Annotated in this window: 16 protein-coding genes; 8 read left to right on the forward strand and 8 right to left on the reverse strand. The window is 69.9% G+C overall.

Translation table 11 applies throughout. From position 1 onward, the window contains the following. Window positions 1-2: 2 nt before the first annotated feature. Together ACZ6WN_RS14200 and ACZ6WN_RS14205 are read right to left on the reverse strand one after the other, a co-directional pair. Window positions 3-443: a hypothetical protein gene (locus ACZ6WN_RS14200; RefSeq protein WP_465865341.1), complete on the reverse strand. Its 441-nt coding sequence runs from the start codon at window positions 441-443 to the stop codon at window positions 3-5. Continuing rightward, window positions 430-801, reverse strand: a complete 372-nt coding sequence (locus ACZ6WN_RS14205; RefSeq protein WP_465865342.1) for a hypothetical protein — start codon at window positions 799-801, stop codon at window positions 430-432. The genes ACZ6WN_RS14200 and ACZ6WN_RS14205 overlap by 14 nt, the downstream gene beginning before the upstream one ends. Before the next feature lie 253 nt (window positions 802-1,054). Here ACZ6WN_RS14205 and acnA point away from each other — a divergent pair, with 253 nt between their 5' ends. Further along, a complete protein-coding gene (acnA, locus tag ACZ6WN_RS14210) occupies window positions 1,055-3,742 on the forward strand; it encodes an aconitate hydratase AcnA (RefSeq protein ID WP_465865344.1) in 2,688 nt (895 codons plus the stop codon). 250 nt (window positions 3,743-3,992) lie between these two features. After that, complete coding sequence (locus ACZ6WN_RS14215) at window positions 3,993-5,030, forward strand: hypothetical protein (protein ID WP_465865346.1); 1,038 nt, start codon at window positions 3,993-3,995, stop codon at window positions 5,028-5,030. A 79-nt stretch (window positions 5,031-5,109) separates the two neighbouring features. On the opposite strand, the gene ACZ6WN_RS14220 is transcribed toward ACZ6WN_RS14215, so the two are convergent. Then, entirely contained in the window at window positions 5,110-5,796 is a 687-nt protein-coding gene (locus tag ACZ6WN_RS14220) for a hypothetical protein (protein WP_465865348.1), read from the reverse strand. Beyond that, complete coding sequence (locus ACZ6WN_RS14225; protein ID WP_465865350.1) at window positions 5,793-6,020, reverse strand: hypothetical protein; 228 nt, start codon at window positions 6,018-6,020, stop codon at window positions 5,793-5,795. The genes ACZ6WN_RS14220 and ACZ6WN_RS14225 overlap by 4 nt, the downstream gene beginning before the upstream one ends. Window positions 6,021-6,107: 87 nt before the next feature. On the opposite strand from ACZ6WN_RS14225, the gene ACZ6WN_RS14230 reads away from it, so the two are divergent. Continuing rightward, a complete protein-coding gene (locus ACZ6WN_RS14230; protein ID WP_378863631.1) occupies window positions 6,108-6,413 on the forward strand; it encodes a thiamine-binding protein in 306 nt (101 codons plus the stop codon). A gap of 17 nt (window positions 6,414-6,430) precedes the next feature. Here ACZ6WN_RS14230 and ACZ6WN_RS14235 read toward each other — a convergent pair whose 3' ends face one another. Continuing rightward, a complete protein-coding gene (locus ACZ6WN_RS14235; RefSeq protein WP_465865352.1) occupies window positions 6,431-6,691 on the reverse strand; it encodes a hypothetical protein in 261 nt (86 codons plus the stop codon). Window positions 6,692-6,863: 172 nt separating this feature from the next. Here ACZ6WN_RS14235 and ACZ6WN_RS14240 point away from each other — a divergent pair, with 172 nt between their 5' ends. After that, window positions 6,864-11,063 carry an nSTAND1 domain-containing NTPase gene (locus ACZ6WN_RS14240; RefSeq protein WP_465865852.1) on the forward strand — a complete coding sequence of 1,400 codons (4,200 nt, stop codon included), beginning with the start codon at window positions 6,864-6,866 and terminating at the stop codon, window positions 11,061-11,063. A gap of 9 nt (window positions 11,064-11,072) precedes the next feature. Here ACZ6WN_RS14240 and ACZ6WN_RS14245 read toward each other — a convergent pair whose 3' ends face one another. Together ACZ6WN_RS14245 and ACZ6WN_RS14250 are read right to left on the reverse strand one after the other, a co-directional pair. Next, window positions 11,073-11,564 (reverse strand): (2Fe-2S)-binding protein, encoded by a 492-nt coding sequence (locus ACZ6WN_RS14245; RefSeq protein ID WP_465865354.1) that lies wholly within the window; start codon window positions 11,562-11,564, stop codon window positions 11,073-11,075. An 8-nt stretch (window positions 11,565-11,572) separates the two neighbouring features. Beyond that, window positions 11,573-13,894, reverse strand: coding sequence for a molybdopterin cofactor-binding domain-containing protein (locus ACZ6WN_RS14250; RefSeq protein ID WP_465865356.1), 2,322 nt, complete (start codon window positions 13,892-13,894; stop codon window positions 11,573-11,575). A gap of 224 nt (window positions 13,895-14,118) precedes the next feature. On the opposite strand from ACZ6WN_RS14250, the gene ACZ6WN_RS14255 reads away from it, so the two are divergent. Continuing rightward, complete coding sequence (locus ACZ6WN_RS14255) at window positions 14,119-15,354, forward strand: PucR family transcriptional regulator (RefSeq protein ID WP_465865357.1); 1,236 nt, start codon at window positions 14,119-14,121, stop codon at window positions 15,352-15,354. Here ACZ6WN_RS14255 and ACZ6WN_RS14260 read toward each other — a convergent pair. Beyond that, on the reverse strand, window positions 15,351-15,560 hold the full coding sequence (locus ACZ6WN_RS14260; RefSeq protein ID WP_465865359.1) for a hypothetical protein: 210 nt from the start codon (window positions 15,558-15,560) through the stop codon (window positions 15,351-15,353). The genes ACZ6WN_RS14255 and ACZ6WN_RS14260 overlap by 4 nt on opposite strands. 220 nt (window positions 15,561-15,780) lie before the next feature. On the opposite strand from ACZ6WN_RS14260, the gene ACZ6WN_RS14265 reads away from it, so the two are divergent. The 3 genes from ACZ6WN_RS14265 (at window position 15,781) to ACZ6WN_RS14275 (ending at window position 18,521) form a co-directional block, all read left to right on the forward strand. Next, window positions 15,781-16,233, forward strand: coding sequence for an NUDIX hydrolase (locus ACZ6WN_RS14265; protein ID WP_465865361.1), 453 nt, complete (start codon window positions 15,781-15,783; stop codon window positions 16,231-16,233). Window positions 16,234-16,244: 11 nt separating this feature from the next. Continuing rightward, complete coding sequence (gene dxs, locus ACZ6WN_RS14270) at window positions 16,245-18,143, forward strand: 1-deoxy-D-xylulose-5-phosphate synthase (RefSeq protein ID WP_465865363.1); 1,899 nt, start codon at window positions 16,245-16,247, stop codon at window positions 18,141-18,143. A 147-nt stretch (window positions 18,144-18,290) separates the two neighbouring features. After that, window positions 18,291-18,521 (forward strand): hypothetical protein, encoded by a 231-nt coding sequence (locus ACZ6WN_RS14275; RefSeq protein WP_465865365.1) that lies wholly within the window; start codon window positions 18,291-18,293, stop codon window positions 18,519-18,521. The last annotated feature ends 48 nt before the right edge of the window (window positions 18,522-18,569 follow it).

Consider the following 18,569-nt stretch of genomic DNA (forward strand, 5'->3'; position numbering starts at 1 on the left):
CCCTACCTACGCGATCTCTCGTGCTCGTCGACGATGATCCGCATCGCCATGGTCGGGTCCTCGGAGAGGTCGGTGATCAGGTCCCGGCGGTCCAGGACGGCCTCGTCGAGGTGTGGGCCGAGGGCGCCCAGCAGCTCGCCGGTCGTCGTGGCCGGCATGGCGTTGAGCACGCGCGGCGCACGGCGCCCGGAGTAGGGCACCACCCGGGCCAGCGCCCCGGCCACCGACCGGGTCGCCTCCGCGAACGGTGCCGTGATCGGGTCGGTGATCGGGCTGAGCCAGTCCGCGGCCCGCTCGGCCTCGGCGAGCGACGTGCGCGCCTTCAGATCCGCGAGGCGTACGTCCTCCAGGGCCTGCTCCGCACGACGCTGCTCGAGGAAGGCGAGAGTGACGACCACCCCGGCGCCGAGCGCGCCGAGCAGCGCGAGGCTAGCGACCAGCATGGACCTTGACCTCCGCCACGACGCCCTCGTCGGCGAGCCGCTCGCGCAGCGACTCGGCGGCCTGGTCGTAGACCATCTTGGAGAGCAGTGCCGGCCGGACCTTGTGCAGCATCGTGGCCGCCTTGGTCTGCGCGGACGCCAGCTCGAGCGGGTTGAGGATGCGGATGCTCAGCAGCCGGTCCTCGGGCGGGAGCTCGGCGTAGGCGGTGCGCGGGGCCGAGAGGTCGGCCTGCTCCAGCCGCCACAGCAGACCGATGGTCTCGGCACGCAGCGCCTTGTTGGCGCGCCTCAGGCGCCAGGCGACGGCTGCGGCGGCCACGGCGATCACCAGCGCCACGACGGCGATCAGGGTGCTCAAGGCTCTCCTCAGTTCATCGGGGTCGGGCCAATCATGGAGCATCCGAGGATCGCTGTCAGCGGCGGTGGTCACAACACGGCGCGCCGCGGTGATTCGAAATGTCGTTCGACATCATGTATCTTGATATCAAGAGATCGACGGCATGTCCGTCGTAAAAGGTTAGGTGAGCCTTTGTTTTCCCGGCGTAGGTAGCCGGGGCAGGATGGGCCTCAAAGACTTGAATTCGTACGTCACTGTGGACGCGAGCAAGGAGATGAACGCGTTGGCCAGCAAGGACAGCTTCGGTGCCAAGAGCACCCTGGACGTGGACGGTAAGTCCTACGAGATCTTCCGCCTGGATGCGGTCAAGGGTGAGGGCCTCGACGTCGCGTCGCTGCCCTTCTCTCTGAAGGTGCTGCTGGAGAACCTCCTGCGCACCGAGGACGGCGCGAACATCACCGCCGACGACATCAAGGCCCTGGCGGGTTGGGACGAGACCGCCGAGCCCGACAAGGAGATCCAGTACACGCCGGCGCGCGTGATCATGCAGGACTTCACCGGCGTGCCCTGCATCGTCGACCTGGCCACCCTGCGTGAGGCCGCGGCCGAGCTCGGCGGCGACCCGACCAAGATCAACCCGCTCTCGCCGGCCGAGATGGTCATCGACCACTCCGTGATCGCCGAGGTCTTCGGCACCCCGGAGGCCTTCGAGCGCAACGTCGAGATCGAGTACGAGCGCAACCGCGAGCGCTACCAGTTCCTGCGCTGGGGCCAGACCGCCTTCGAGGACTTCAAGGTCGTCCCGCCGGGCACCGGCATCGTCCACCAGGTCAATATCGAGCACCTGGCCCGCACCGTCTTCACCCGTGAGGTCGACGGCGAGCTGCAGGCCTACCCCGACACCTGCGTCGGCACCGACTCCCACACCACCATGGTCAACGGCCTGGGCGTGCTCGGCTTCGGCGTGGGCGGCATCGAGGCCGAGGCCGCGCTGCTCGGCCAGCCGGTCTCCATGCTGATCCCGCGCGTGGTCGGCTTCAAGCTCCACGGCGACCTGCCCGAGGGCTCGACCGCCACCGACCTGGTCCTCACCATCACCGAGATGCTGCGCAAGCACGGTGTGGTCGGCAAGTTCGTGGAGTTCTACGGCGCCGGCGTGACCGCGCTGCCGCTGGCCAACCGCGCCACCATCGGCAACATGAGCCCCGAGTTCGGCTCCACCATCGCGATCTTCCCGGTCGACGAGGAGACCATCAACTACCTCAAGCTCACCGGCCGCTCCGAGGAGCAGCTGGCGCTGGTGGAGAAGTACGCCAAGGAGCAGGGTCTGTGGCACGACCCGGCCGCCGCGCCGCGCTTCTCCGAGACGCTCGAGCTCGACCTCTCCACCGTCGTCCCGAGCATCGCCGGCCCGAAGCGCCCCCAGGACCGCGTCGAGCTCACCGACGCCAAGACCTCCTTCGAGGGGCACCTGCCGTCCTACACCTCCCAGACCGACGCGAAGATCCCGGTCAAGCTGGCCGACGGCACCGAGTTCGAGCTGGAGAACGGCGCGGTCACGATCGCCTCGATCACCTCCTGCACCAACACCTCCAACCCGTCGGTCATGATCGGCGCCGCGCTGCTGGCGAAGAAGGCCGTGGAGAAGGGCCTGACCCGCAAGCCGTGGGTCAAGACCACCCTCGCGCCGGGATCGAAGGTCGTCACCGACTACTACGACAAGGCCGGGCTCACCCCCTATCTGGAGAAGGTCGGCTTCAACCTGGTCGGCTACGGCTGCGTGACCTGCATCGGCAACTCGGGCCCGATCATCCCCGAGGTCTCCGCCGCGGTGAACGACAACGACCTCGCCGTCGTCTCGGTCCTCTCCGGCAACCGTAACTTCGAGGGTCGGATCAACCCCGACGTGAAGATGAACTACCTCGCCTCGCCGCCGCTGGTCATCGCCTACGCCCTGGCCGGCAACATGAACCTCAACCTGCTCGAGGACTCCCTCGGCAAGGACCACGACGGCAACGACGTCTTCCTCAAGGACATCTGGCCCTCGCCGGCCGAGGTCGAGGCGACCATCGCCACCGCGATCGACTCCGACATGTTCACCAAGGACTACGCCGACGTCTTCGCGGGCGACGAGCGCTGGCAGAACCTGCCGACCCCGACCGGTGACACCTTCACCTGGGACGAGGAGTCGACCTACGTCCGCAAGGCCCCCTACTTCGAGGGCATGGCCAAGACCCCGTCCCCGGTCACCGACATCGAGGGCGCGCGCGTCCTGCTGAAGCTGGGCGACTCGGTCACCACCGACCACATCAGCCCCGCGGGCAACATCAAGAAGGACTCGCCCGCCGGCAAGTACCTCATCGAGCACGGTGTCGAGCAGCGGGACTTCAACTCCTACGGCTCGCGCCGAGGCAACCACGAGATCATGATCCGCGGCACCTTCGCCAACATCCGGATCAAGAACCAGGTCGCCCCGGGCACCGAGGGTGGCTACACCCGCGACTTCACCCAGCCCGAGGGCCCGGTGTCGTTCATCTACGACGCCGCACAGAACTACGCCGCGGCCGGCACCCCGCTGGTCGTCCTGGGCGGCAAGGAGTACGGCTCCGGCTCCTCGCGCGACTGGGCCGCCAAGGGCACCTCGCTGCTGGGCGTCAAGGCCGTCATCACCGAGTCGTTCGAGCGCATCCACCGCTCCAACCTCATCGGCATGGGCGTCATCCCGCTGCAGTTCCCGGCGGGCCAGAACGCCGAGAGCCTCGGCCTGACCGGTGAGGAGACCTTCTCGATCTCCGGCATCACCGCGCTCAACGAGGGCGTCACCCCGAAGACGGTCAAGGTCACCACCGACACGGGCGTCGAGTTCGACGCGGTCGTCCGCATCGACACCCCCGGTGAGGCCAACTACTACCGCAACGGCGGCATCCTGCAGTACGTCCTGCGCAGCCTGGTCAACGCCTGATCCTCCGCGGTCATCCACGGCCCGTCGTCTCCCTCGGGAGGCGACGGGCCGTTGCCGAATCGTGAGCAGAAGGCGTCCTGTCGTGGCGTCTGCCCTGGCAGTCTGAGCCGACTTTGTCGAGTTCACCGGAATCGGGCCGGACGAAGGGGTTGTGAAAGTGCGGTCTCCGATTCGTACGTCTGTGGTGCTGTGCCTTGTGGCCGCCTTGGGTCTGATGGCGGCCTGTGCGACGCCTGGTGGGGATGATCCCGTGGTGCCGCCGGGTGGCGCACTGCCGACCCGGCTCCATGACGTCGACCGTGACCTGCACGGAACCGACGAGGTCGGGCTGATCGGACCCCTCGCGGTCGCCTGGACCTCCAACAGAGGGCGGATGATCGGCGGAATCCCACTCTTCCGGCCGCTCTACGAGCGGCAGGTCGCCGGCGTCTCCGCGGAGACCGGTGCGTACGCCTTCCTCGACATCCCGATGGAGCAGGACACCTATCGCTGCGGCTTCGTCGAGCTCTCGCCGGACGGACGGCGGATGGCGTTCTGGATCAATCGGGTGTCCCGGCCATGGGTGCCATGGGAGTGCGGCGACGCCACTGCTCTCGGGGTCTACGACACAGTGACGGGCGAGGTCGTGCGGCTCTCGACCACGCCCGGGGAGAGCGTGGCATGGATCGACTCCGATCAGCTCGTCATCGGGCACTTCGAGTCCCTACGGCCGCGCACCGATGACCTGCGGGCCGCGCCTTTCCGGGTCTGGGATGTACGCCGTCCCGATGCCGCTCCCCGCGACGGTCTGCCGCAGCCCTTGAAAGGTGTGCGGCTGCCGCTGCGGAGCGTCGATGGGGTCGCGATCGATGGCACCTCGACCAGGACCGTACGTGTCCGACGCGACCGCGGGCCGCTGCTGGTCTCCTCGTGGGACAACAGGCTGGGCGAGGAGAGTCGGAAGGTGCCAGGTCCGGAGGACTATGTGGACGTCGTGGGCTGGCGTGATGAGGGCTCGGTGGTCGCGATGACGCAGACCGCCGACGATGTTTCCCGGCGTCTGGTGGCCACCGATATCGAGACCGGCCGGCGGGAGGTCCTGACCAGGATCGACAGCACCTCGTCGGACCCGATCAGCTTCGCCGGCGATCTTCTCTCGGTCCCACCCGTACCTCGCCCCGCCCCGCGCGCCTCTGGGTGGTTCCGCGGTCCTTTCGGTGTGGCGGGCTTGTCCCTGGCCACGATCCTGCTGGCCGGTACGGCACTGCTCGCCGCCGCAGCGCGGAGAAGCCGCGGGGGCGCGAGCTGACGAGCCCGCCGAGGCGTCACGTACGTCGGTCGAGATGGCACAGCCCTCCCAGTCGAGCGACGGGAGTGACGCCTCGGCCTCAGGTGAGCGAGGCGATCCTGGCGCGGCTGTCCTCGGTGAGTGCCGCCAGGAGAGCGTCGCCGGCTTCGCCGTGCTCGGCGGTCGCGGCGGCGATCTCGGCGACGGTCTCGTCGGGGAGGCCGGCGAGGATCGGGTCGACCACGGAGGGCTCGTCGATGAAGAGCGCGAGCTGGAGGATCTGGGCGCCCGAGGCGCCGTCGACGACCTCGAGCGAGGTCGCCGGGCTGACCACGCCGGTGAAGCGGGCCAGTGCCATCAGGTGACCCTGGGCGAGCAGCCGGCGACCGACCTCGATGACCAGAGCACTGTCCAGCTTGGCGATGATGCCCTCGACCCGGCTCGGGTCGAGATGGACCGAGAGCTCGGCGAGGAACTCCGGCTTCAGATGGCCGGCCAGCTTCGCGGCGTCGGCAGGGTCCATCACCGCCGCGACCCGGGCGCTGAGCATCGGGCCCATCGCGATCTCGGTGATCTTCGCGGTGACGGCGGCGGGGAGCTTCTTGCTGACCGCGGCCAGCCCCTTCACCCGGGACTCGTGACGGCTGAACATCGCGTGCGAGACGATCCCGCGCAGGTCACGCAGATCGTCGGGGGAGGTGGTGGCGAGGAAGGCGAGCTCGGCCTCGTCCACGTGCATCTCGTGGGCGAGTTTGGTGATCTCCAGCGCGCTGGTCAGGGCGGTCATCGGCTGCCTCCGAGCATCTTCTGGACGACCCCGCGCAGCATCTTCGGCACCAGCTTCAGCGCCTCGTCGAGGGAGGCGTCGAAGGCCTTGTCCTCCGCGGTCATCGCGCCCCGGACCAGATCGTCGAACCGGCCCAGCTGCTGGTCGTCGTACGCCTCCAGCGGCGCGAGCCGCGTCGCCGGCACCCGCAGCGTGGCAGCGAGCCGGTCGAGTCCCTCACTCATCGGTTCCTTCCCGCCGGGTGAGGCACCTTCGGCCCCCGGCGGCGCCACTATATGCAGCCCCAGGAAGCATTTGGATAGTGTCTCGACATGCTCGTCGCCTTCTCGATCGCCCCGACAACGACCGACGACCCCGATGGTTCGGTGGCCGCCTCCGTCGCGGAGGCGATCCGCATCGTCCGCGAGTCCGGACTGCCCAACGAGACCAATGCCATGTTCACCAACCTGGAAGGGGAGTGGGACGAGGTCATGGGTGTCATCAAGCAGTGCGTCGACGCGGTCGCCGCCGTCTCCCCGCGTGTCGGGCTGGTGCTCAAGGCCGACATCCGGCCCGGCTACGAGGGCCAGCTCAGCGCCAAGGTGGAGCGGATCGAGTCGGTGCTGCGAGAGCGCTGACCCGGGCGATAGGTGGTTCAGCGGAGCAGGTACGGGTGGTCGAAGAGGTACTTCGCCCTCCGAACCTTCAGCATCGTGACGATCTCGGCGATGTCCATGGATGCGGTGCTCGACGCGTCGCCGGTGCTGACGGCGCAGCGCACGGCCGGGTCGGTGACAGGCTCGACGCGGCGTGCACTGGCAGCCGTGGGCGCGACGGCGGACATGATGGTCAGTGCGCCGGCGACGGCGGTGGCAGCGGCGAGGGTGGTCGCGGTGCGGTGGGTGGTGGTGTTCATGGCGCCTTCCTTGGTCGTGGGGCCGGCGGCCCCGGTGTAGGTCTCCGTTCTGACATCGGTCGGTATCGCGGTGGTCGGGGCTCGGTATCGCGCCGGTATCGGCCGCGTTGACGGCGCCGGGGCCCGGTGCGAGGCTTGACGGGTGGGCATTGGCGTTCTCGGCCCACTGACGGTGGACGGCTCGGGCGACCTGGGTCGGCGGGACCGAGTGGTTCTGGCAGCGTTGGCGACCGATCCCGGACATCCGGTGAGCGCCGACCAGCTCTTCGATGCGTTGTGGGGTGAGGTTGCGCCGGCCTCGGCCGGGAAGATCGTGCAGGGTTGCGTGGTCCGGCTCCGCAAGCTGCTGGGGCGGGACGCGGTGCGGACCTCGGCTCAGGGTTATGCGTTGCACCTGCCGGTCGAGGAGGTCGACTCGCTGCGGTTCGAGGACCAGGTCGGCCGGGCCCACGAGCTCCTCACCCTCGGGGAGGCCGACCGGGCGGCGTTCCTGCTCAGCGACGCGCTGGGGTTGTGGCGCGGGGAGCCCTTCGTCGATCTGGAGGGCTGGGAGCCGGCGGTTGCTGCCGGTACGCGGCTCTCGGAGCTGCGTCTGGAGGCCGAGGAGTTGCGGGTCGAGGCGCTGTTGCGGGCCGGGCGGTACCGGGAGATCCTTGCCGAGGCACAGGTCCTGGTCCGTGCCGCACCGCTGCGTGAGTACCGGTGGGTGCTGCTCGCGCGGACGCAGTACCAGTGCGGGCAGCAGGGTGAGGCGCTGCGTACGATCCATCAGCTCAGGGCCGTCCTGGGGGAGCATCTGGGCATTGATCCGGGCCCCGAGGTGGTCGCGCTGGAGACCTCGATCCTTCGCCAGGACGCCTCGTTGCTGGTGGCTGACGCACCCACCCCATCGGGCACGTGTCCGTGGCTGGGCCTGCGGCCCTACGGCGTCGAGGACGCGGACTGGTTCTTCGGGCGCGAGGGGGATGTGGCCGCCTGCCTGGAGATCGTGGCGCGGACCTCGGTGCTCGCGCTGGTCGGGCCCTCGGGCTCGGGCAAGTCCTCGCTGCTCCGCGCCGGGGTGGCCGCGGCGCTGCGAGGTCGCGGACAGCCCAGCGTGACGATCACACCCGGTCCCCATCCAATGAACTCACTGACGATGCTCGCGCAGGCCCCGCGCACAGCGGCGCTGCTGATCGACCAGTGCGAGGAGCTGTTCTCGCTGTGCGACGATCCGCAGGAGCGGCAGGAGTTCCTCGAAGTCCTGGCCGCCGAGGCCCCGAACCGGACCGTGGCCCTCGCGCTGCGCGCCGACCACCTGGCCGACCTCGCCGCCTACCCGGGGTTCAGCCGACTCGTCGAACGCGGCATGCATCTGGTCGGCGGGCTGGACGAGGACGGCCTGCGCTCGGCGATCGAGACCCCCGCCCGGCAAGCCGGGCTGCTGATCGAGCCCGGCCTGGTCGACCTCCTCCTCCGCGAGGTCGGCAATGACCCCGGGGCGCTACCGCTGATGTCCCACGCGCTGCAGGAGACCTGGAAGCGACGCGAGGGAAACACCCTCACCGTGGCCGGTTACCACGCCAGCGGCGGCATCAACGGAGCCGTGGCCCAATCGGCCGAAGGTCTGTACTCCCGCGTCGAGGTCGAACGTCGCCACCTGCTGCGCGACCTCGTCCTGCGCCTGGTCTCTCCGGGCCCCGAGGGCGAACCGGTCCGCACCCGGGTGCCGCGACGCCTGGTCGGCACCGACCCCGAGCACGAGCAGCTCATCGAGATGCTGGTCACCGCCCGGCTGGTCACCACCGACGACGACGCCCTCGAGATCACCCACGAGGCCCTCACCCGCGCCTGGCCCCGGCTACGCGGCTGGCTCGAGGACGACCTCGAGGGCCAACGCATCCGCCACCACCTCTCCACCGCCGCCGACGCCTGGGAGGCGCTCGGCCGTCCCGACAGCGAGCTCTACCGCGGCATACGACTGGCCCGGGCACTCGACTGGCGGGCCGGCAAGAACACCGCGCTCACCGACATCGAGCACCAGTTCCTCCAGGCCTCCACCCACCACGCCGAGGACGAGCAGCGGAGCATCCTCGAGCGCGCCCGGGCGCAGGCCCGGCTGATCCGCCGGCTCCGGATGGCGCTGGGCGGTGCCGCCGCACTCCTCGTCGTCGCGCTGGTCGCCGGGGCCGTGGCGGTCGTCCAGTCCGACCGGGCGACCGAGAACGCCGCCCGGGCCGAGCATGCCGCCGTCGCCGCGGACGCGGGGCGGGTCGGCGCCCGTGCCCTGCTCGCCGACGACGTCAGCCTCTCGCTGCTGCTCGCCACCGCGGGTGCGCGACTGGACGACTCGCCGGAGACCCGGGCGAACCTAGTGGCCGCGCTGGCGATGCGTCCCGAGCTCGTCCGTTCGGCACCTGCCGAGGGGGACTACGTGGAGACCTTGGACGTGAGCCCCGACGGCCGCTGGATGGCCACCTCGGACGGTCAGAACCGGGTGCACCTCTACGAGGCCGTCACCGGCCGTCTGGTGGACACCTACGACCCGGTCCAGCCCTCAGGAGCCGGGTGGATGCTCGCGGCGTTCAGCCCGGACAGCAAGCATCTCGCCGTCATCCCCAACGGCCAGGGCTCCAGGGAGCCGGTGCGACTGCTGGACACGAGCACGATGGAGCCGACGACGAAGCTGGCCTTCCCCGGTGGCAGGAAGGTCTGGGGAGTCGATGTCCGGTTCAGCGCAGGTGGCCGCTACCTGACCGGCAGCGTGTATCCATCCGACTGGCCGAACATTCCAGAGTGGCAGGACGAGGGCTACACGTTGGTCTGGGACCTTCGCTCGCCGTCCAAGGCTCCCGTCCGGATGCCGACCGGCACGGTCCCGTCGGGAGCCGGGCTCAGCCGGGACGGTCGGACCCTCTACTCGGACTGGCCGCTGGCGGCGTACGACGTGGCCTCGGGTGACCGGATCTGGCAGCGCGAGGAGATCAAGTCCTACGCCTCCTCGGACCTCAACCCCGAAGGCACCCTGCTGGCGCTCACGGACACGGGTGAGGCGAACATGCGGGAACGCTCGGAGCGGAGCTGGAACGTGCTCCTGGTGCGTGCCTCCGACGGCACGACGGTCCGCACGCTGCGTGGACACGAGGACCAGGTCCGCGACGTCGGCTTCTCGCCCGACGGCTCGCTGGTGGTGTCGCACTCCAGCGACGGCGAGCTCATCGCCTGGGAGACCGCCACCGGCCGGCTGCTGGCACGGTGGGAGAGCACGTCGGAGTGGGGCGTCGACTTCAGCCCGGACGGCGACCTGGTCTACGAGGGCGGGGGCCCCTCGATGGTGCGCACCTGGGACCTGTCGGGGCAGGACACCTACCTGCGGCGTACGAGTCGGGTCGGCGACGCCGAGGTGTACGCGCACGCCGACCTCTCCCCGGACGGCCGGCGGGTGGCGTACAGCTGGACCGAAGGGGACACGGGATGGGTCAGGTTCGTCGACACGGCCACAGGGAACGCGACGCCGCCCGCCCGCGTGCCGGTGATCGCAGGCCCCTGGGGCAGCGGCACCTGGCACCCCGAGGGTGAGCGGTACGTCGCTTCCTGCGTGACGGGTGCGTGCGGGGAGGCCGTGGTGCTGGACCCCGCCACCGGCACCGTGGAGAGGCGCGACGTCCTCGACGGGAACATCGTCTCGCTCGCCTACGTCGACGAGGGCCGCAGCCTGCTCGTCGGTGGCATGACCGGGACGGTCGTCGTCGACGCCGAGACCCTGCAGCCGCGAGCCGGTCCGTTCGACATCCCCGCGTCCAGCATCGCCCCGATCGGGGACGGGAGCAGTGCGATGGTCGGCGGCGTCTCTGCCGACGGAGTCTCCGAGACGTGGCAGGTGATCGACGTGCGCACCGGCGACGTCCGGACCGAGGGGAGCCTGGACTTCGTCAGGTACGCCTCGGTCGCCTCGCCGGACGGGTCCACGGTCGCGGTGGCGGGAGACACCGGCGAGATCGTGACCACCGACGTCTCGACCGGGGAGACGCTGCAGCGATCCACCGGTCCCGGGGCCGCCGTGCTCGGGCTCGACTACTCCGACGACGGCGAGCTGCTCGTCTCCGGGGCCGATGACGGCGGCGTCAGCCTGTGGGACGCCACGACGCTGGACCTGCTGGGCACCGTGCATCCACCCCACGAGGGCGACCCGGTCCCGGCCGACGCGCAGTTCATCGACGACAGCCACGATGTGGCGCTCGCGTCGAACGACGGCACGGTCTATCGGTGGGAGACCGATATCGACCGTGCCGTCGGGTTCGCGTGCCAGATGGCGGGCCGGGACCTGACCGAGCAGGAGTGGGACGAGTTCCTGCCCGAGGAGCCGTACCAGCCTGTCTGCCCGGACGAGTGAGAGGCTCGGCTAGAGCCCTCGGGCCATCGCGTCCTGTCCGGTCTTGATGGCCTCCCGGATCCGGGAGTACGTCCCGCAGCGGCAGACGTTGCGGATCGTGTCGAGGTCGGCCTCGGTGATGGCGCGGCCCTCCTCGCGGACCTTGTTGACGAGGGCGACCGCGGTCATGATCTGGCCGGGCTGGCAGTAGCCGCACTGGGCGACGTCGTGCTCGAGCCAGGCCTCCTGCATCGGGTGCAGGCCGTCGCCCGGAGCGGTGTCGGCGAGCCCCTCGATGGTGGTGATCTCGTCGTCGGTGTCGAGGTCGGCGACCCGCACCGAGCACGGGTTGAACGCCTTGCCGTTGATGTGCGACGTACACGCCTTGCAGACGTTGATGCCGCAGCCGTACTTCGGGCCGGTGACGCCGAGGATGTCGCGCAGCACCCACAGGATGCGTACGTCGTCCTCGACGTCGACGGTGACGGTCTCGCCGTTGAGCTGGAAGGTGTGAGAAGGCATCGAGGACCTCAGAACGTGTAGGCGAGGCCGTCGGTCGGCGACTCGGGGACGGACGGGATGAAGGACTTGGGCTTGAAGTGCAGCGGCTCGTGGAAGTTGATCGGGAACTCCTTCGGCACCTCGCCGGTCGCGCGGGCGTAGGCACAGGCGACGGCGGCCATCGAGGCGGCCACACCGGCCTCGCCGACACCGCCCGGCTGGCTGCCGTGCGACTCCATGACCTCGCACTCGAACTCGAACGGCGTGTTCCACTGGCGGGTGTAGGCCGAGTTGTCCCAGCTGGCCTCCAGGAACTGGCCGCCGACCAGGTGGTTGCTGTAGGTCAGCGCCTGGCACATCCCGTCGGAGAAGCCGCCCATCATCTGGGCCTTCACTCCTGCCGGGTTGATCACCAGGCCGACATCTGCGACGACGACGGCCTTGGTGACCCGCGGTCCGGTGACCGCGTCGCGCACCTCACGGTTGACCGTCTCGGGACGGCAGTCGATCTCGACGAGGACAGCCGTGGCGCCCTTGTACTCCTTGTGGATGGCGATGCCCTGCGCGGTGCCGGCGGGCATCGAGCGGCCCCAGTCGCCGAGCTCGGCGGCACGGTCGAGCACCCGCCTGACGATGTCGCTCTTGAGGTAGCGGCGCCGGAAGGCGACCGGGTCCTGCTTGAGCTTCTTGGCGAGCTGGTCGACCATCAGCTCGCTGGCCGTGGCGACATCGGGGGAGTAGATGTTGCGCACCGAGCTGGTGTTGAACCGGTCGACCGCGGGCTTCGGCTCGTTGAGCAGCTGGGTGACGACCCCGAAGTTGTAGGGCAGCTCGGTGGCGAGCATGAAGATCGTCTCGGAGAAGCTCAGGTTCGACAGACCGGTCGGCAGCGCCGCCACCTCGGCGGTCAGCCGCTCCCCGAGCCCGTGGGTGAAGTCGCAGGCCACGCTCGCGTGGCGCTGCTCGAAGGTGAGCACGTTGCCGGCCAGCACGGTCGCCCGGACCTGGGAGACCGCCATCGGGTGCACCCGGCCCTGGCGCGGCTCGTCCGCGCGGTGCCACATCAGCTTGACCGGCGCCCCGAACGCCTTCGACGCGTGCGCGGCCTCGAGGGCGGCGTCGAAGAACAGCTTGCGGCCGAAGGAGCCACCCCCCTGGACCACGTTGACCGTCACGTCGGTCGGCGCCAGGCCGAGGGCAGCGGCGATCTTCTCCTGGGCGGTGATCGGCGACTTGAGCCCGCCCCAGATGGTGGCCTTCCCGTCGCGTACGTCGGCGACGGCGCAGTTGGGCTCGAGGGCCGATCCGCTGCGGAAGTGGAAGGTGAACTCCCCGTCGACCGAGGTCGCGCCGAGCTTCGGCACGGCCAGCGGGATCTGACCGGCCTTGAGCTCGGCCCGGATGTCCTTGGCGGACATCGTGGTCACGGTGCCGGAGTTCCAGGTCACGTCCAGCGCGCGGACGGCGTCGATGCACTGCCCGAAGGTCTTGGCCCGGACCGCGACGCCGGTGGGGATGATCGCGACGTGGGTGACGCCGGGCATCGTCTCGACCTCGCCCTTGTTGTTGATCGACTCCGGCGTGCCGTTGAGCTCGGGGGCGCGGCAGACCATCGTGGGCAGCGCGTCGGGGACGTCGAGGTCCATCGCGAACTTCTTCTTGCCGGTGACGGCGTCGCGCGCGTCCACGCGGCGATGGGGCTTGCCGACCACGGCGTGCTCGGAGGTCTTCTTCAGCTCGACCTCGACCTTCTCGGTCGTCGGCTTCGCGGCCTTGGCCGCCGCCTCCGCGTACGTCACCGAGGACCCACCCGGGATGCTGATCACGCCGCCCTTGGCGACCAGCTGTGCCACGGTCGTGCCGAGCAGGATCGCGGCGGCCTCGAACAGCGCCTTGCGGGCGATGGCGGCGGCGACACGGACCGGGGTGTACATCGAGATGATCGTGTTGGAGCCGCCGGTCAGCTGGTTGAAGAGCAGCTCGGGGCGGGCCGGCGCCAGGGTGACGTGCACGTGGTCGACCGGGAGGTCGAGCTCGTCGGCGATCAGCATGGACACGGCCGTGGTGATGCCCTGTCCGACCTCCATCCGGGGCAGCGCGAAGTGGGCGTGCCCCTTCTCGTCGACCTCGATCGCGATCAGGTTGGAGGTCGGCATCGCGCAGTGGCTCAGGAAGTCGTTGAGGTCATAGAGCTCGGGGACCTGTGGCACCGACGGCACGGGCGCGGCCTGGGCGGCCGACGGGGTCAGGCCCAGGTCTGCGGCTGCGATCAGCGTGGTGCCGCCGATGACGTATCCGACGAACGATCGTCTGGAGACCCGAGCAGGGCCTTCCGGGTTGTGCGTCCCCATGTGTAATCACTCCTGGCGTGGGCAGGGTCCGAGTTTTGTGACCCCCGACACATAGCACCATTCACCAGCCAGATCTCGGTTGGGAAGGGCGCGTCGGGAAATGTGTGAGGGCGCGACAACCGGGATGGAGACGGATCACACACCCGTCCGGGCGTGACTGTCGCCACATTCGCGCGTTGATCTGGTTGACGCCGCAACCGCCAGCGAGACACCGAGGGAGCGCGATGAGCATGGAACCGATCAGACGCATCGTCGCGGGCATCAGGGAGGACCTTCCGCACACCGTGGAGCTGTTCCTCAAGCACAACTGGGACCAGGTCCCGGCCTACGCCGTGAGCCCCGACCCCGAGCTGCGCAAGGAGGTCGGCGACCACGCGGAGGCGGTCTTCCTGGCGGTGCTCACCACGCTGGAGGAGGGACGCGCGGCCGTACGCGAGGACTTCCAGTTCACCGTGGACCAGGCGACGCGGCGGGTCCGCCAGGGGGTCGCGCTGGCCGACTTCCTGCAGGCCTTCCGCATCGGCCAGGTGGCGCTGTGGGAGCGCATCGTCGAGATCGCCGCCACCGACCCGGAGACCAGCCGTGCGGCGCTCCCGGTGGCCTCGCACGTGATGCAGGTGATCGAGGTCGGCAGCACGGTCGCGGCCGAGGCCTACCTCGCGGCCCACCAGGTCGAGCTCGCCGAGGGTGACCGGATCCGCCGGGACCTCGTCGAGGACCTGCTCGCCGGACGCGGTGTCCGGCCGGGCCCGATGCTCGAGGTGGCCCGCAGGTGCGGGCTCGAGCCCCAGGACCGGGTCATCGTCGTGATCGCGGTGCCGGTGCGGCCGCTACGCCCGGGACGGAGCCTGCGCGAGGCGCTGCGCCACGTGCGCACCCAGCTGGGCCCGGCGCGGGAGGGGGTCACGGTGATCCGTCAGGAGCAGCTCGTCGGGATCCTGCCGGTCGCCACCGACGACGTCCGCACGATCGTGCCCGACCTGCGCCGCATCTACCGCCAGCTCGCCCGGGAGGGATTCGAGCTGGCCGTGGGCGCCAGCACCGTGCACCCCGGCTTGGGCGCCGTGCCCGCTGCGTACGCAGAGGCGGGGATCGCTCGCGACGTCCTCGGTGCGGATCCCGGGGTGATGGCGTTGTCGATGATCTCGACGATCGACTACCTGGTGCTGCGCGAGGATCCGACCGCTCGGCGTCTGGTGCGCCCGGCGCTGCGCCAGTTCGTCGAGGAGGACCTCGCGCGCGACTGCGTGATGATCGAGACCATGCTGGCCTACGTCGCCTGCGACCTCAACGCCAAGCTGGCCGCCGAGCGTCTGCACGTCCACGTCAACACCGCCTACCACCGGCTCGAGCGGATCGCCGAGCGCACCGGGTGCGACCTGCGCCGGTTCGCCGACGTCGAGGAGCTGATCTTCGCGATCCGTCTCCTCACCGAGCCGCGCGGGGTGGCCAGGGCCTAGGCCGCCGTGGTCTTGCGGCCGTAGAACCAGTAGACCGCCGCGCCGAGCAGGTTGGTGCTGCCCCACAGCCGCCACAGCGTCCGCGGTCCGCGGATCTCGTCGTCGGAGCGCGTCTGCAGGTCGCGCAGGATCACCGGAGCGACTGCCGCCTGGGCCACGAGCGCGGTGGTGGTCAGGATGGTCTTCTGCTTCTTCGTCAGTGCCATGGAGCCAGTCTTTGCCTTGACTTGTGTCCAGTCAAGGAAGGTAGGTCTCACAGGAGTGTCGGCAGGTGCGCGGTGGGGGCTCGGTCTCCCCGGGGCGCGCGATCTCGGTCGACCCGGAAGCGGTCGTGCGGGGCTGGCGCTCGCTCAGCGGCGTACACAACTACGAGCCGGGTAGACCACGGGCGTCGGTACGTCCGGGCAGCAACTAGGCTCGCTCCTCATGACCGAGTTCGCCGCTGTGATCCTTGTCGACCGTCGTGGGTGGGTGATGCTCCAGGAACGTGACGAGCACCCCCGGATCGCGCCGGAGAAGTGGGCGTTCAGCGGGGGCCACCTGGAGCCGGGAGAGGACCCCCTGATCGGTGCGGTGCGCGAGCTCGAGGAGGAGACCGAGGTCCGGCTGCGCCCCGAGGACCTGCACCTGGTCGCCGTCCACGACGTGCACCACCCCGAGACCGGGTCCGACGACACGCTTCATCTGTATGCGGCCGGCGTCGACCTCACCGACGCCGACATCGTGTGCCACGAAGGCCGCCAGATCGTCTTCGTCGACCCCGCGACCGTCCCTGACCTGGACCTCAGTGACTCGGCCCGGATCGGGCTGACGCCCTTCCTCGGATCGCCCCAGCATGCGTCCCTATCCGGGTCGGCGCCCGTCAGGGTGGAGACGTAGAATCCCCTCCTATGGGTCTCCTCGAACGCATCGCCGCGCCGCAGGATCTTCGTGATCTCTCCGACGACCAGCTCGAGCTCCTCGCGAGCGAGATCCGGGACCTGATGATCCGGACCGTGGCCACCAACACCGGCCACCTCGGGCCCAACCTCGGCGTGGTCGAGCTGACCCTGGCCATGCACCGGGTCTTCGACAGCCCGCGCGACAAGATCGTCTTCGACACCGGCCACCAGTCCTACGTCCACAAGCTCGTCACCGGACGGGCCGGCGACTTCGGCACGCTGCGCCGCGAGGGCGGGATGAGCGGCTATCCGAGCCAGTCCGAGTCCGACCACGACGTGGTCGAGAACTCCCACGCCTCCACCGCGCTCTCCTACGCCGACGGGCTGGCGAAGGCCTTCACGATCCGCGGCGAGGACCGCCACGTGGTCGCCGTGATCGGCGACGGCGCGCTGACCGGCGGGATGGCCTGGGAGGCGCTCAACAACATCGCGATCCAGCACGACTCCAAGCTGGTCATCGTGGTCAACGACAACGGCCGCTCCTACACCCCGACCATCGGTGGCCTGGCCACGGCGCTGACCTCGCTGCGTACGAACCCCCGCTACGAGGTGCTCCTCGACATGGTCAAGCGCCGCCTCAACGCGGTGCCGGGGATCGGCGCGCTCGCCTACGACGCGCTGCACGCGGTCAAGAAGGGGCTCAAGGACGCGGTCGCGCCCCAGGGCCTCTTCGAGGACCTCGGCCTGAAGTACGTCGGCCCCGTCGACGGCCACGACCGGCATGCGGTCGAGCAGGCGCTGACCTCGGCCAAGCGGTTCGGGGGACCGGTGATCGTGCACGCGATCACCCGCAAGGGCTACGGCTACGACCCGGCCGAGCGCCACGAGGCCGACCAGTTCCACTCGCCGGGTCCCTTCGACGTCCAGACCGGAGCCGAGAAGCCCAAGGGCCGGATCTGGACCGACCACTTCTCCGATGCGATGGTGCGACTGGGGGAGAGCCGTCAGGACATCGTCGCGATCACCGCGGCGATGATGCACCCGGTCGGCCTCGACGCCTTCCAGGCCAGGTTCCCCGAGCGCACCTTCGACGTCGGGATCGCCGAGCAGCACGCCGCCACCTCGGCCGCCGGCCTGGCGATGGGTGGCCTGCACCCGGTCTTCGCGGTCTATGCGACGTTCCTCAACCGCGCCTTCGACCAGGTGCTGATGGACTGCGCCCTCCACCGGGCCGGGGTGACGTTCGTCCTCGACCGCTCCGGGGTCACCGGCGACGACGGTGCCTCCCACAACGGCATGTGGGACATGTCGCTGCTCCAGGTCGTGCCCGGGCTGCGCCTGGCCGCGCCGCGCGACATCACTCGTCTCAACGAGCTCCTCGACGAGGCCGTCGAGGTCGACGACGCGCCCACCGTCGTCCGCTTCCCGAAGGGCCCGCCGCCCGAGGACATCCCGACGATCGCCAAGCTCGGCGACGCCGACGTGCTCGTGCGCAACGGCACCAAGGACGTCCTGGTCATCGGCGTCGGCTCGATGGCCGAGGTCGCCGTGGGGGTCGCCGAGCGGCTCACCGCCCAAGGCATCGGCGTCACCCTCGTCGACCCGCGATGGGTCAAGCCGATCGACCCTGCCCTCATCGAGGCGGCCGCCGACCACAACCTCGTCGTCACCATCGAGGACAACGGTGTCGCCGGCGGCGTGGGGGCGGCCTTCCTGCAGGCCCTGACCGCCGCCGACGTACGCACTCCGGTGAAGATCCACGGCATCCCGCAGGAGTTCCTCGACCACGCCAAGCGGCCCAAGATCCTGGAGAGCATCGGCCTGACCTCCCAGGCTGTCGCGCTCGACACCATCGAGCGCCTGGGTGCCCTGAACCCCACCCCGCTGCCCCGAGACGTCAGTCTCTGACGCCGCACCGGCAGAGTTTTGACCCTACGGGGTCGGTCTCTCTGGTCGAGCCCCTGGCGAAGATCGGTCGTTCTGGGCTTAGAGTGGGGTCCGTCGGGGGCGACGAGGGCCCCCGGTCACGTCACCACACAGCACTCGGGGGATTCAATGCTCTATGACGACCTCGTGGCCGAGTTCCGTTGGTCACCTGAGCAGATGTCGGCGCCGTTCGATCTCAGAGCGGCGGACGAACAGATCCGCAAGCGGATCGAAGGCCGACGCGGCTCGGCGCAGGCCTCCGGTCGCCAGCAGCGGCCCCGTGCGCGGCAGAACGTCGCTACGCCGGGCACGCCGGGGACGGCGGTCGGCGGCGGAAAGGTCGCCACCGACAAGGCCTGAGCCCCGGCCCGGCATGGGACCGCCCCCGACCGATCAGCTCGGTCGGGG

Source organism: Nocardioides sp. NPDC054178, from assembly GCF_055585005.1.